This window comes from Agaribacterium haliotis, assembly GCF_002312815.1.
Lineage (GTDB): Bacteria > Pseudomonadota > Gammaproteobacteria > Pseudomonadales > Cellvibrionaceae > Agaribacterium > Agaribacterium haliotis.
In genome coordinates this window covers 298,212-313,145 of sequence record NZ_NKQJ01000001.1, presented here as the reverse complement: position 1 = coordinate 313,145, position 14,934 = coordinate 298,212, and the positions used below count along the sequence as shown (strand labels likewise).

At 51.4% G+C, this 14,934-nt stretch carries 12 protein-coding genes; 11 read left to right on the top strand and 1 reads right to left on the bottom strand.

Annotated features, from left to right (window positions below; all coding sequences use genetic code 11):
- Position 1 precedes the first annotated feature (1 nt).
- From CFK45_RS01450 to CFK45_RS01440, 3 genes are all read left to right on the top strand, one after another.
- Positions 2–1,591, top strand: coding sequence for a sulfatase-like hydrolase/transferase (locus CFK45_RS01450; RefSeq protein ID WP_349677392.1), 1,590 nt, complete (start codon positions 2–4; stop codon positions 1,589–1,591).
- Position 1,592: 1 nt separating this feature from the next.
- Positions 1,593–2,954: a family 16 glycosylhydrolase gene (locus CFK45_RS01445; protein WP_096084615.1), complete on the top strand. Its 1,362-nt coding sequence runs from the start codon at positions 1,593–1,595 to the stop codon at positions 2,952–2,954.
- A 523-nt stretch (positions 2,955–3,477) separates the two neighbouring features.
- Positions 3,478–7,065: a LamG-like jellyroll fold domain-containing protein gene (locus tag CFK45_RS01440; RefSeq protein ID WP_096084614.1), complete on the top strand. Its 3,588-nt coding sequence runs from the start codon at positions 3,478–3,480 to the stop codon at positions 7,063–7,065.
- 116 nt (positions 7,066–7,181) lie between these two features.
- Here the strand turns inward: CFK45_RS01440 and CFK45_RS01435 are convergent, their stop codons facing one another.
- Positions 7,182–7,637 carry a DUF4124 domain-containing protein gene (locus CFK45_RS01435; protein WP_096084613.1) on the bottom strand — a complete coding sequence of 152 codons (456 nt, stop codon included), beginning with the start codon at positions 7,635–7,637 and terminating at the stop codon, positions 7,182–7,184.
- 103 nt (positions 7,638–7,740) lie between these two features.
- On the opposite strand from CFK45_RS01435, the gene CFK45_RS01430 reads away from it, so the two are divergent.
- The 8 genes from CFK45_RS01430 (at position 7,741) to CFK45_RS01395 (ending at position 14,933) form a co-directional block, all read left to right on the top strand.
- Entirely contained in the window at positions 7,741–8,235 is a 495-nt protein-coding gene (locus CFK45_RS01430) for a CinA family protein (RefSeq protein WP_096084612.1), read from the top strand.
- Between the two features lie 103 nt (positions 8,236–8,338).
- Positions 8,339–9,373 (top strand): recombinase RecA, encoded by a 1,035-nt coding sequence (recA, locus tag CFK45_RS01425; protein ID WP_096084611.1) that lies wholly within the window; start codon positions 8,339–8,341, stop codon positions 9,371–9,373.
- A 5-nt stretch (positions 9,374–9,378) separates the two neighbouring features.
- Positions 9,379–9,840, top strand: a complete 462-nt coding sequence (locus CFK45_RS01420; protein WP_158224568.1) for a regulatory protein RecX — start codon at positions 9,379–9,381, stop codon at positions 9,838–9,840.
- Between the two features lie 118 nt (positions 9,841–9,958).
- Entirely contained in the window at positions 9,959–11,035 is a 1,077-nt protein-coding gene (locus tag CFK45_RS01415) for a cyclic nucleotide-binding domain-containing protein (protein WP_096084609.1), read from the top strand.
- 9 nt (positions 11,036–11,044) lie between these two features.
- A complete protein-coding gene (locus CFK45_RS01410; protein WP_096084608.1) occupies positions 11,045–12,166 on the top strand; it encodes a tRNA-queuosine alpha-mannosyltransferase domain-containing protein in 1,122 nt (373 codons plus the stop codon).
- Positions 12,167–12,238: 72 nt separating this feature from the next.
- Positions 12,239–13,240 carry a tryptophan--tRNA ligase gene (locus CFK45_RS01405; protein WP_096084607.1) on the top strand — a complete coding sequence of 334 codons (1,002 nt, stop codon included), beginning with the start codon at positions 12,239–12,241 and terminating at the stop codon, positions 13,238–13,240.
- A gap of 238 nt (positions 13,241–13,478) precedes the next feature.
- Positions 13,479–14,621, top strand: coding sequence for a methyl-accepting chemotaxis protein (locus tag CFK45_RS18780; RefSeq protein ID WP_275655666.1), 1,143 nt, complete (start codon positions 13,479–13,481; stop codon positions 14,619–14,621).
- Between the two features lie 12 nt (positions 14,622–14,633).
- On the top strand, positions 14,634–14,933 hold the full coding sequence (locus CFK45_RS01395; RefSeq protein WP_096084606.1) for an STAS domain-containing protein: 300 nt from the start codon (positions 14,634–14,636) through the stop codon (positions 14,931–14,933).
- The last annotated feature ends 1 nt before the right edge of the window (position 14,934 follow it).

Genomic DNA, 14,934 nt, shown 5'->3' with positions numbered 1-14,934 from the left:
AGTGAAAAAATCAAGTTTATGGGTGCTGACATGTGTTTTGTTTGTGGCTGCTGTTTGTGTTGACACCCAAAACTCGCTAGCTGCCACTGATCAGAAAAGTACGCCAGCGGATAGCGCGCGAGAAAGACCGAATATCGTTTTAATTTTGCTGGATGATTTAGGTTATGCCGATGTTGGGTTTATGCCTGAAGCCGAGTCTGATATCCATACGCCCAGCATCGATGAACTGGCGAAGCAGGGCACGGTGTTTTCTCAGGCCTATGTCAGCCATCCCTATTGTGGCCCAAGTCGCGCGGGTTTGATGACAGGGCGTTATCAGCACGAATTTGGTTCGCAATTTAATCTTGCCGCTTACAGCGAGCACGGTATCAGCACGGACGAAATATTTTTCAGCAAGGTGCTGCAAGATGCGGGTTATCGCACGGGGCTGATTGGCAAGTGGCACCTCGGTGAGCAGCCGCAGTATCGCCCCAATGTGCGCGGTTTTGACTATTTTTACGGCATGCTCGGCGGTGGCCATGTATATCACAGCAAGGACTTTATTCGCCAGGCGAACTACGACCCGGAAAATAAGCAGATCTGGGATTATAAAATCCCGTTGATGGAGAACGAGAACTACGCGTCCGAGAGCGGTTACGACGACAATCTTTATATTACCGATATGTTAACCGACGCCGGTTTGGCATTTATTGATAGAGAAAGTAAAAATAAAGCGCCGTTCTTTTTGTATATGAGTTACAACGCGCCGCATACGCCAGAAGAAGCGAAAGCAGAAGATGAGCTTGCGCTTCAAAATATTCTCGGTGACCGAGCTGCCCAAGGTAAGCGCTTGACCTATACCGCTATGGTTTACGCGGTAGACAGAGGTGTTAAGCGCCTGGTTGAAAAACTTAAAGCAACGGGCGCTTATGAAAATACCTTGATTGTCTTTTTAAGTGACAATGGCGGCCGAACCAATCAAGCCAGTGCCAGCAATAAACCATTAAGGGCGGGTAAAACATCGCTTTATGAAGGCGGTATTCGTGTGCCGATGTTCTGGCACTGGCCCGATGGAGCTTTGCACAACGGCCACTATGGGCACGCTATTTCGTCGCTGGATTTTTATCCGACATTTGCCGCCCTGGCTGAGGCTGAGATTCCCGCGGGCAAGCGCCTTGACGGTGTCGATGTACTGCCACATATTCGCGCTGGCACTAACGCCCGCGCCGATCGACCTTTGTTTTTTATGATGCACCAGCCCGATCGCGGTTTAAATCAAAGCGCTGTGGTGCTCAATAACCAGAAGTGGTACAGCAGTGGCAACGGCCAATGGTTTTATTACGATCTTAAGCACGACAGCAGTGAATCAAACCGTAAAAACGCTGCTAAGCAAGCCGCCAAGCAAGACAGGCAACTTGTTCAAGCTCTGTATGACTGGACGTGTTTGCATAGCGAGCCGCAGTGGTTTGATAGTCCGTCTTACGGCTGGGAGAGCGCCTGGAAAACAAAAGGTTTACCCGATTGGCAAAAAACCTTCCCAAAACTGTATCGTGCCAAACACTGCAATGATGCGCCCCAAGTTAAGCTAACAACAAATAAAGGGGGGAGTTAACGTGAAGGTGCTTTCTTATTTGCCCCTGTTGTTTTTTGTATTTTTGAGTGTGTCCGTGCGAGCGTACGATGCGCCGCCACCGCTTTCTGACCCTGAAAATAGCGCAGGCTGGGTTATTAATGAAGCTGTCAGCGACGAATTTAATGGCGACAGTTTTGATCGCAATGTCTGGTTTAATCAAGGCGAGAACGGCCAGTGGAACGGTCAGTGGAAGGGGCGTGCACCAAGTCAGTATGACCCGGCCAATGTGCGAGTCAAAGATGGCTTTTTGTATATGACTGCGCGCTGGGATACACAATTTAAATTCGCCAGTGGCAATGGTGGAGGCAATTCGGTCGGTGCCTGGCAGTACGGCGATGTGCCGCTTACGGCCGCTGCGCTGCTGGGAAAAAACTTCTTTCACTACGGCTATATGGAGATGCGCTCAAAGGCGGCTCCGGGGCCAATTTCCAGTTCGTATTGGACAACGGGCAAAGGCGGTGAAACCGACGCCTTTGAAAGTTATGGTTGGAACCCAAACAATCGCTGGTCTGCAAAACGCTTTCACACCAGTTTCCACGATTGGCGTAAAGGTTCAAAAAGCTACGGTAAGCGCATTTGGGAAAATGATCACATCTTTGATTTTAATGTTGCCGACGATTTTCATACCTACGGTTTTGAGTGGGATAAAAATTACGTTGCGATTTATATAGACGGGGCCATGATCCAGTGTAAAAACCGCAGTGACCTCGGCGACGCCTGGGTCGCCAATAACCCTCAGCGCCCGTGGATTGATATGGAAAGTTTTGACTGGGAAGTCAATCCGAACAAGCTAAAGGCTGAGCACTTTAACGGTGAGCAGGGTATTGATTTTATTGTTGATTATGCGCGTGTCTATCAGCGCAAAGACGGTAAGTCTGGCGGCAAGTGCCCAGTGCGAAGCAACCTGTTGGAAAACGGTGATTTTGAACAAGGTTTAAAGTACTGGTCTGGCCCGGCTAGTTTAATTGATCGCGATGGCGGTAAAGCTGTGGTGCTAAAAAAACCGGCAACCTTAACTCGCACAGTCGCGGTAAAACCAAATACCAGTTATTTGTTGCTTGCCTCGGCCAACAGTGTCGATACCAATATGCGTGACAAGTGGTTTAACAGCTACTTTGGTGTACGAGCCAGGGGCCTAAAGGTTAGCGGCGGCGACGGTAAATTTGATGTGCGCTATTTTTACAATCGCTGGCATGAAAAAAGTCTGCAGTTCACCACAGCCCGGCATACAACGGAGATTGAGCTGTACCTTAGCAATCAACCTCAAGGCGGTGAGGTGCAGCTAGACGATGTTCAATTGTACGAACTCACCTTTAGCACGCCAAATGTAAATAGCCACTAAGCGCAAAATATAGCCGCGCTATTCCCGCGTTTACTTGTTGTGCCATTTGTGCGCTTGCTGAGCTTTGCAGCGCACGCAGTTTAGCTAGCGCCTTGCTGTTGTGTGTTTGTTAGTGGCTGCTGAGTACTAAACATCAAAACACATTGCCCGCCCAGCGGTGTATTCACATCGCTACGTATCCCTCCAGACTTTCGCTGTCAGAAGCGCTCCCCAGGCTGTTTATACGAACGACTTGCACCTTGTTGCCCGCGAAGTTTGCCCGTTTTGAGCGTTGTTTCGACGTTGTTTCGACGTTGTTTGGATGCGATTTACTGCAGTATCCACGAGACACAGTTCTCTCTAATTTTGTATGTGTGATATTCGTATTTGTATGATGTTTGTTTTATTGCTATTTTTAAGAGTCACGACGCGCACGGAGTGCGAGTGAGCCTTTGCTAGAGTATTCGTTTCAGCTGCAGTTCCAGGGATGAGCCACGATGCTTCGACGTTCTAGATCATAAAAATAATTTTGGACGTAAACCCGATGAAAACACGCATCACTTTGCTGACGCTGGCGGCCTTGTTGCCGACAGCTGGCGCAGCTGCACCCGAACGACCGGTTATCGACCGCGACATCCATATGGCTGAGGGGCACGTACCCGGCGGTACGGACAGGCGCTGGTTAAACCCCTATGTACCGCCATTGACGACGAGCAAAGATGGCCGCATAGGCCTTACTCATCGCCCTTACCAGGGCATCTACTTTCGCCTGTTAAAGCCTGAAAATATTCAAGTGCCATTTGTTGAGTCCGAAGCGGGCATGGCAATTATGAATCACAGCGAGTACCTCGATGAAATGCGCCCTGATAGCGATATTCCTATGCGCGGTACCCAGGCTCACGTAAGTATTTGCGACCCCGCGGCGGCTCTGGCCCACGATCCTCAGGCATCAACGCAGCAAGCGAATGCCAACCCCTATAGCTGCGGGCTTGACGGCGCTGATGATTGTTATGACCTGGTGGTCATTTCAATGCAGGAAAACGGCCACTTAGGTGGTACTGATGTGCATCTACGGGTTGAGAGCCCGAAAACCATCGATGCAAATATTGCCGAGATTCGTGTAGGTGAGACTCAGGTTGGCCCCGTGAGTTTTGGCAGCGCTTCGTTTTTTGAGCCGAGCATTACCGGCGACGGTCACTTGTTGGTATCGCGCAGTGACAATGCGCGCTTTTCGTGGCGCCATCCCGATGGCAGCCAGCGCAGCGTTGAATCCGATATTGTCTATTACGTAAACGACAACCCAGATGATTTTGCCGCCTGTGACGTCGACCAGTTTACCGACCGATATCCGATTGGCCACGCGCCTTACGATGCGACGATTAACCAGCGTTACGGTTTTGCCATGCACGAGTTTGAAACCGTTGATCACCGCGGCGAACGTTTGGTGTTGCCCGACGGTTTTGGTTTTGGCACTTATCCGTGGATAGATAAAGCCGGCGCCAATATCAGTTTTACCTCGATTGGCGGCCGTTTGGCTGGGTCGGGTTATAGCACGCGTTGCCCGGACGATATTCTTGCGCTCTACGGTGGTTGTAATGACAGTGCGGAGAATTCACCGCTGAACGGGCGCACGCTGATGGGGCTTTGGACTCGAGGGAAAATGGTCTTGCTCGACAATATGATCAACCATATGGACCATATGGAGAATGTGCAGCACAACGCGCACCGCGATGTTTTATTGTACGAGCCCGAAGCGGGGGACAGCGGTTACAAGCGTGTTGGCGATACGCGCAGCCGGGATATTCACACGATGCCCAATGGCAATGTGCCCAACAGCAGTTTTTTTGATTCGAACGAGCACCGCTTTAATATGCTTGAATCCATGCGCCCGGTCAGCCCAGCTGATGTGAGCTGGTTGATGAGTAGCGGCCGCTCGAGTGACGAAGTTGTGTTTGACGATTATTTAAATGTCCATGGTTTTATTGTCTCTCATATGGTGCAGCAGCTTCGCTTTAATACCCAGTACAACGTCAAGGCAGTGCTTAGCGGTGCGCTGCAAAATTCGGCGACGTCCCCGCACTGGAACAAGCCGCTGTTTGCTGAGATGAGCGGTGATGGTCGGGCTGAGATTGTCGCCAACGGCGGTGTGACCGGCAAAGGTTACTGGCTTGATGGCAACGGCATAGGCCTTCACTACACGATTGATGAGCAGTCGCAAGATGTACTGCAAAGCCCGTGGTACTACAGCATTTTTATCGACAGCCGCGACAACAGCGCCGAGCGGGATTTGCTGAGTTTTCCGGATGCATCGCAAATTCGACTGCGCGATAACAATCGAATTGTGTTTGTTGATGCTTCGGGCGAAACACTGCACGAGGTAGATACCCTGGTCGCGATTCCCGATGGCGGTTGGATGCATCTCGCGTTTCAGCTTAGCCAGGGCAACCGCTATATTGAGACCTATATTAACGGCTTTAAAGCCGACTCCTGGCTCAGTGATCAGCCGCTGTTTGTCTTGAGCCCGGGTAGCTTGAGCCTCGGTGACAACGGCGGTGGCAACCGATCGTTTCGCGGCTGGATTGACGATTTCAAGGTTTTTGCCGAGCTTGTGAATCCCGAGCTCGCTTGCAACCACGCAAAAGGCAGCTTAGTTGCGCTGCGCGATGTAGAGCAGGGCTATTGGCGCGAGCTCGCCAACACTTACCCGCAAGTCTCTCACTCTCAAATCAGCAACCGCCTGGCAAGTAGTGGCCAGGCAAGTTACGCCGCGTATGCGTGTTACCACGATTACAGTTATGACTATGCGGCGCATTTACAAAATATCCCCGCGAACTTAATTAGCTTACGCGAGGCGATTAACTTCCCCGAAGGCCCGCTGTACCGCGACCGTCCCCGGCCTGAATCTCGCGCCAATACGTTTTGTTTGAGCTGTCACACGCAAGAGGGACGCGGAGGTCTAGACCTCGACGCGCTGGCATTTCGCGCAGGAGTTAACGCACCGGAGGATCACCGCCGCCAACCTCTGCAGAGCGACCCGTATATCTACGGCAATATCCCCGCCGCTTGGTTGGCCGAGGCTGTTCCGGCAAGTGCCCTGCGTTCGCAGCGCAACAACGCGCTGAATATTGATTACCTGTTACTGCCCAGTGCAGATGAGTTGGCGTTACTGCCAAGCCCAAGCCCAAGCCCAAGCCCAAGCCCAAGCCCAAGCCCAAGCCCAAGCCCAAGCCCAAGCCCAGTTTTTTCGCCTAGCCCTGACGTTTTACCCAGCGCGTCACCAGTGCCAAGCGCCGCGCCAACGCCGCAAGTGAGCGCGCAACCGACGCCTGTGCCGAGTGCAACGGCGCAGCCGACCCCTGCGCCGTTGCCAAGTCCTGAAACCACGGCGCAACCGGGCCTTAGCTCGCTGATGGCAAACAGTGATTTTGAGCAGGGTTTAGATGGCTGGACGACCTTTGGTAATACTTCGGCCGCTGCTGAGCGGGGGAACAATTTTGTTTACGCCGGTGCAAACGCCGCTTATATCGCTGGTAATGGTGGCATTAACCAAGTATTGCAACTTGAGCCAAATCGCGACTATGAAGTCAGTATTCGCGCGCGAGTGGGCGTTATTGGTGAGGCCTTTTACATAGGTGCGAGCAATGTAAGCACAGGAGCATTTATTGTGAACGCCCAGATTCACTCGAGCACGTATGAGTTGTATCAGTTCCGTTTTCGCACCAGCGCCAATGCAAACGACAACTACCGCATCTGGATGTGGGGCAACGAGGGTGGTGACTATTTTGGCGATAACTTTGTGATTAATTTGCTATCAATTGCACCGGAGCCAACACCGGAACCAACACCGGAACCAACGCCGGAACCCTGTGATACGTCATGGGTAAGTGTTAGTGGTGTTGATATTGTTGCCGAGACATTCGCGATGTCAGTTGGTGAGCAGCGGCCACTCGATTACCAGGTTTTCCCTGCGTGCGCATCACAACAGGGCGTCACGTTTAACAGCACCAACTGGCAGGTAGTGACGCCGAACCCCAGCGGCTTGTTAACAGCAAATCGTGCAGGTAGCGCAACCATTACCGTGCGCACAAAAGATGGTGCTTATGTGGATACCGTGCTGGTAACGGTTGATTAAGCGTTTGCTTGCTGCGCAACGCGGCAGTATAGGCTTAAGATAAAGGGGCCCGGCAGGGCCCTTGTTTTACCTGCTGGCTTGCTTTTTGTTATGCCGGGCGACGCAAGCCGCCACGTTTACTGAACTTTATCTAAATCTTCATAGCGCTGATTAAGGGTTTGTTGCACTGCTTTGGCATCATCGATCAGCTGGCGAACGGTTTCGGGGTTATATGGGTTGGCGGGCAGGACAACCGGCTGCTGCTCGGATTGATTGGGCTCGGCTGCCTGTTCCGCTTTGATTTCGATGCCCTGAATAATATTTTGTTGGGGATCGACTTCCAGCACTTGCGCTTGCATCTGTTCTGGTGGTGCTTCACTGCTGTAGTGGGTAACGCCGTGTTCATCGACCCATTTATAGGCTTTTTGTTTGCCTGCAGGCAGGGAAGGGGCTTTGACTTTGAGATCAGCAAAGCTTAAGCCGCTGCCAAGGTCGGCAAAGGGGCTCTTTCCTGTTTTTATATAGATCAGGTAATTGGATATGCCGATAACTATAAATAGCATCATCGCGACTTTAATAATCAAGCCTTTCATGGTGTCTGTCCGTGGAAGTTTCAGGGCTATTGTAGATCAGCAAAGGGGCTGAGCAGTAGTGCCAGGGTTTTCAGCTAAAGCTGAATCGACTAAGGTGCGGCCCATGAACAGCGATATATACAATCTAAGTTTAGAGCTCGGCCAGTGTTTGCAGCGCGGCCATAGGCAATTCACCTGTGCCGAATCGTGCACCGGCGGCCTGATTGCCGCGGCTGTTACCGATGTGCCGGGCAGCTCCGCTTGGTTTGAACAGGGCTTTGTCACATACAGTAACCAGGCGAAACACGATTTATTGGGTGTTGATACAGGGTTATTTGAGCGCCACGGAGCCGTTAGCGAAGCCGTTGTTGAGGCAATGTTGCGCGGGGCTTTAATGCGCAGTGGAGCCGATATTGGCCTTGCTGTAAGCGGTATTGCCGGCCCGGGTGGTGGCTCTGAGCAAAAGCCCGTTGGCACGGTTTGCTTTGCCTGGGGCAGCTTGAAACAGCCTAAAGTGCAGCGCTGTCTGTTTGACGGCGATCGCGCCGAGGTCCGCCGCCAGGCGACTGAGTTTGGCCTGCGCGCGGTGCTCGCTTTTATTTCATCAACTACTGTATAAAAACCTAGTATATGGTTGCATATACAGTATTTATCATTTAGGCTTGGCCTATAAGTTGAAATCGGCTTCCGATATTTGATTTCCGAAATTTAGAGGTGACCCAATGGATAGCAACAAAGAGAAAGCGTTGGCTGCGGCTTTAGCCCAGATTGACAGACAGTTTGGCAAAGGCACAGTCATGCGTCTCGGTGACAGGGAAAATGTCGCAATTCCAAGTATTTCAACCGGTTCTCTGGGGCTCGATGTTGCACTGGGCATCGGTGGTTTGCCTAAAGGCCGTATTGTTGAGATCTACGGCCCTGAATCTTCGGGTAAAACTACGCTTACGCTGCAGGTGATTGCCGAAGCGCAGAAGGCCGGTGGTACCTGTGCGTTTGTTGATGCCGAACACGCGCTCGATCCCATCTATGCCGAAAAGCTTGGCGTTAACGTTGATGATTTGATTATTTCTCAGCCCGATACCGGTGAGCAGGCTTTGGAAGTTGCCGATATGTTGGTGCGTTCGGGCGCGGTTGATGTATTGGTTGTCGACTCGGTCGCGGCGCTGACGCCAAAAGCTGAAATTGAAGGTGAGATGGGTGACCATCACGTCGGTTTGCAGGCGCGCTTGATGAGCCAGGCCTTGCGAAAAATCACCGGCAATATCAAAAATGCCAACTGTCTTGCGATCTTTATTAACCAGATTCGCATGAAGATTGGCGTGATGTTTGGCAACCCTGAAACCACAACAGGCGGTAATGCACTGAAGTTTTATTCTTCTGTGCGCCTCGATATTCGCCGTATTGGCGCTGTTAAAGAGGGTGACGAAGTAACGGGCTCTGAGACGCGCGTGAAGGTTGTTAAAAACAAGGTTGCACCGCCGTTTAAGCAAACTGAATTTCAGATTCTCTACGGCAAAGGCATTAACCGGCTTGGCGAAATTATCGATTACGGTGTCAAACTTGGCTACATAGAAAAAGCCGGTGCTTGGTACAGCTACCAAGGCGATAAGATTGGCCAGGGCAAAGCCAATTCCATGAATTATTTGCGTGAGCACCCGGAGATTGCCGAGTTGCTTGAGCAAAAAATTAAAGCCGAGCTGCTCGGTGTGGAAGCACCTGCAGCCGAGCAAGACAGCGAAGTCGCTGGCGAGGCATAGTTTCTGTGGCGGCCGACCAACTGCGTCAGCAGCTTTTGAATCAGGCTCTGGCGCTGTTGGCTCGGCGTGAATACAGCCGAGCCGAATTAACGCAAAAGCTGGGGCAAAAATGTGACGACCTGCGCCAGGTCGAAGCGCTGCTCGACAGCTTAGCTGAGCAAGGTTTGCAAAGCGATGAGCGTTTCAGTGAGGCTTTTGTGCGCTATCGCGTTGAGCAAGGTAAAGGGCCCTTGCGTATTCGTCAGGATCTTCGTCAAAAAGGCATAGCTGAAACACGCATAAGTGAGTTAATTGAACACTATGCTGATCAGTGGTTTGAACAGGCGTTTGAAGTGTATGTTCGAAAATTCAAGCTCGATGCACCGACCGAAGCCAAAGACAAAGCTAAGCGTTTGCGTTTTCTTCATGCCCGCGGTTTTAGCCCCGACATTGCCTACCGGGTGCTAGACCGGGTTTGTGGCAGATGAGCTATTAAAGTTGTCATTTCAGTACAAAAAAATATGTAAATGTGACAATTAGCGCTGCTTGCTGGTCAAATTTCGGCAATAATAGTCGGCAAATAATCATAGCGACCGACTGGCAGCAATGGAAAAAGATCTCCTTAAGCAATTTACCCCTTTTGATGGTTTACAAGACGAGTATCTCGTTGAGGCACTTGAGCACATTAAGCTCGAGCAGCTTGAAAAGGGTCAGATGATTTTTAAGCGCGGCCGCGCTGTTGCTGCACGCTACTTCTTATTGGACGGTCACGTCGATCTTATCGATAGCCAGTACCAGGCGACGGCGATCAAGTCTTCTACGGTGCAGTCGCGCACAATGTTGAATCCCGAGAATCCTACGCGCTGTTCCTGTGTTGTCAAAGGCCCAACGGCGAGCATTTTTTCTATTGATGCCGAAGCGCTCGACCGAATCACCGCTTGGTCAGAATCTGCTGAATCGGCGTTTGAGGCCGAGATGAGTGCTCGCCACCAGGATTTTGATCCGACTCAAACGGGCTCGTTTGACGTGATTGAAGTTGAAGAGGTGCACGAGGAAGAAGCCGGTGACTGGATGTCGGCGCTGTTAAAGTCGCCTTTGTTTTCGCGTGTTCCGCTTACCCACGTGCAGGATCTATTTGCCAAGTTTGAAGATGTTGAGGCCGAGCCGGCTCAGGTTGTGGTTAAAGAAGGGGAGAAGGGCGACTACTTTTACGTGATTGCCAACGGCAAGGCTCGGGTCAGCAATCACAGCGACAGTGTTAATGTTGAGCTCGGGCCCGGTCAGCACTTTGGAGAAGAGGCTCTACTGGGCTCGACACTTAGAAATGCAACGGTGACGATGACTGAGCCCGGGCAGCTTAAGCGCCTGAATGCCGAAGACTTTCAGGCGCTGTTGAGTGAGCCGGTACTGCAGTACGTTAGCCAGGAAGCGCTGGAGCAGCTCGATCGCGCCTACAAGCTTATCGATGTGAAAATGCCTCTGGAATATCGTGTTGCTCACCATAAAGAGAGTATTAATTTGCCGCTGTCGAGATTGCGAAGCTCAATGATGGACCTCGCTAAAACCAAGGTCTATGTGGTGGTCGGCGACGCCGGAAGCCGCTCTAAAATCGCGGCGCATTTGCTCTGTCAAGCAGGCTTCGAAGCCTATATTCTCGAAGAGTCTTCCGAAGCTGCCGCTTAAAAACAGATTGTGCGTGTACTGCTACTTTCAGCGTATGACGCCGCCAGTCATCGCAGTTGGCGAGAGGGGCTCTGCCAGGCTTTTACCGAGTTTGAGTGCACGGTACTGACGCTGCCGGCGCGTCACTTTGCCTGGCGTATTCGCGGTAATGCCCTGTATTTTGCAGATCAACTGCGCCGATTACAAAAAGATTACGACTTGCTTATCGCCACCTCGATGGTTGATGTCGCCGGCCTGAAGGGTTTGTACCCAGCGCTGGCGCCGTGCCCCACTTTAGTTTTCTTTCACGAAAATCAGTTTGCTTACCCCGATAGTGCGTCAAAACACTCCCTGCTTGAAGCGCAGCTGATTAATTTTTATTCGGCGCTCGCGGCAGATTATGTTGTCTTTAACAGTGCTTTTAATCGCAGGACTTTTTTTGATGGCCTGCAAGCGCTGCTTCAGCGTTTACCGGATGCTGTGCCTGCGAATACACTCGCCAGCTTAGAAAAGCGCAGTGCGGTGTTGGCCGTTGGCCTTGCTGACGATATATTTGCGCACAGCAACTTACGCGACCGACGCCTTCAAGGGCCGCGTGTTGATTTGGTCTGGAATCATCGCTGGGAATATGACAAGGGCCCGGAGCGCCTGCTTTGTCTGGTCAAACAACTCGATCCAAGTTTGAACTTGAGCTGGCACATCGTGGGTCAGCGTTTTCGCAAGCAGCCGAGCTGTATGGCGCAGCTGCACAGTTTACTCAATGAGCGAGGTTGGCTGGGTTCTTGGGGGCCGCTTGAGGCACGCAGCGACTATTTGGATTTGCTGCGCCGCTGCGATGTTGTGGTGTCGACAGCCCTGCACGACTTTCAGGGGCTTGCCGTGCTTGAAGCGATGGCCTGTGGCTGCGTGCCGCTGGTGCCAAAGCGGTTGGCTTACCCGGAATATATCGCTCACGCTTACTGTTACGATACATCTGATGAGCTTGAGCGCGAAGCTCAGCACGCAGCCAAGCTACTGCAGAACTATATCGCCGGTGATTGCAGCTGGCCGGCCAATGATGTTGACAGCTTGTCATGGCAGGCCTTGCGCCCGGCTTATCAGCGCGCTTTTAAAGCGGCTTTGGATTTTCATTCCCGAGCGCAGCGAGTATGATGCAGAGCTTTTGTTTTAGCGCGGCTAACTAAGCTCGCCGCCGATAATCTGTAACATAACAAGAGAGCTCGCATGACCAAATCTCGTATTCTCACAGGTATTACTACGACCGGTACGCCGCATCTGGGTAACTATGTCGGCGCGATTCGCCCTGCGATCCGCAGTGTCAGCGATGACTCGCAGGCTTTCTTTTTCCTTGCAGATTTACACGCGTTGATTAAATGCCAGGACCCCGAGAAAATTCAACAAAGTACCAAAGAGATTGCGGCAACGTGGCTGGCGTTAGGGCTGGATACGGACAAAGCGGTATTTTATCGCCAGAGCGATGTGCCTGAGATCTCTGAGCTGAACTGGGTGCTAAGCTGCATGACCGCCAAGGGCCTTATGAATCGCGCGCACGCCTACAAGGCCGCGGTCGATCAGAATGTTGCCGATGGGCTCGATGCCGATAGCGCTGTGACCATGGGCTTATTTAGTTACCCAGTTCTTATGGCGGCCGATATTTTAATGTTTAACGCCAGCGATGTTCCGGTCGGTAAGGATCAGATCCAGCACGTTGAAATGGCACGCGATATTGCTGGGCGTTTTAATCACCACTTTGGCGAGGTATTTGTGCAGCCGCAAGCTCGTGTCGACGACAACGTTGCGGTACTTCAGGGTCTTGATGGCCGCAAAATGAGCAAAAGCTACAACAATACGATTCCTTTGTTTTTGCCCGAGAAAAAACTGCGCAAACACATCAATAAGATCAAAACCAACTTGCTCGAGCCCGGCGAGCCAAAAGACCCGGATGGCTCTACCGTATTTCAGCTGTGGCAGGCCTTTGCAACGGATGAGCAGTGTGAGCAGATGCGCCAGGCCTTTGCCGATGGCATCGCCTGGGGTGAAGCTAAGAAACAACTTGCGGATTTGATTAATGAAGAGCTCGCCGAGCCGCGTGAAAAATACGAGCAGTTGATGGCCAACAGCTCAGACATTGAAGCGGTTTTGCAGCAAGGCGCGGAAAAAGCGCGAGCTCTGAGCCGTCCTCTGCTTGCCCAAGTCAAGGCAGCCGTAGGTATTCGCCCACTCTAAAGCTGTCTAGCCGAGCTGCGCCTTTAGATGCGATTCGGCGCAGCTCGTTGGCCCATAGTCAGGGCCTCCTTTTCTTCGTTTCTAGCTACCTGGGCTCCTTTGTTGCACGCGTTGTTGTAAGTGGTGTTACAAGTGGTGTTACAAGTGGTGATGGAGCCCAGTTCTGCTTTCCTTTGGCAGCCTTCCAAACCTCGGGCTAGGCTTAGTAGAGTCAATTACTGCTCAGCCAGAGGGCGCTGTGATCTCTACTCAGAATCGGGTCTTTGTTTTTGTCGCTGCTGCGGCTTTGTTTTTGTGCTGCTTGTTATTCTTTCAAAGCTTGTGGCTGCTACTGCCGGCATTTTTATTGTTCAGCGCTGTTGGTTTGTACTTGCTAAGCGCCAGCGAGGAACAGTACGAGCCGGGTGAAACAGATAGCGATGGCTTTTTGTTAAAACAGCGTTTGGACGCTTCAGTAAGTGAGCTGAGCACTCCGCTGTGCAATGACCTTGGGCAACTCAGTGAGGATATTCAGAATTTAAGTGAACGCTCTAGCTTGCAGCTTCACAAGAGTTTTCAGCTGTTGTCTGAATCCTCGCGTCATGGCAAAGAGCTACTTACTCAGATTGTCGATCGCTTGTCGTCAGAGGGTAAAGACGAAGTATCACTGAAGGGTTTTGCCGATGAGGTTGGCAAAATACTCGATGACTACGTCACCTTGTTTGTTGATATCAGCGATAAGAGTGTCCAGGCGGTACATAAAATCCAGGATATGGTGCTGCAATTTGACGAGATGTTTGGCCTGATCAAGGACATCCGGGGCATTGCCGATCAAACCAACCTGCTCGCTCTCAACGCCGCGATTGAGGCCGCAAGAGCGGGGGAGTCTGGGCGGGGTTTTGCCGTGGTGGCCGATGAAGTTCGCAAGCTGAGTCAAGATTCGAATACCTTGTCCGATCAGATACGGGACAAAGCCGAAGCGGCAAAAAACACCGTCAGCAGTGTTGAAACGGTCGTCGGTGAAATTGCATCGCTGGATATGAATATTGCCATTGACGCAAAGGGCCATCTCGATGCGATGCTCAACGAGCTGGAGCAGGTTAACACTCAGGTCGCTTCAAGCGTTGAAGAGGGCGCTGAAGTCGGGCGCGAAATTAACCAGGAAATCACCGATGCCATGGACGCGCTGCAAGCGGGGGATCAAGTTGCCCAGCTGGCAGTAAAAATTCACGCAATAGGCACTCAACTTCAGCGTTTACTGCAGGTGCTGAGTCAGGGTAGTTCACACGAAGATTTAATTGAGCAGTTGCGCAGCAGGATAGACGAGCTTGAAGCCCTGCCGGCGCACCATAGTTCTAATAAGTCTTCATCGGTCAGCGGCAGTGATGTCGATTTATTTTAATGGAGAAAGGCCATGCAGCTTGAAAATCAAGATAGCAATAATGTAACGCTCAAACTCGGAGAGCGCTTTGATTTTGCCTGTGTTGAAGAGTTTCGAAAATGTTACGAAAGTCTTGAGCCCCAGGGGCGCTGCTTGCTCGTGATGGATTTTGCCAATACCAAGTACATGGATAGTTCAGCGCTTGGCATGCTGATCAATGCAAAAAATCACTTCAGCGGTCAATCAGTGAAGATTATGCTGCGTAACTGCAATGCACAAATTAGAAAAATCTTTTCAATTTCTCGTTTTGATCTGAAATTCGACATACTTTGAG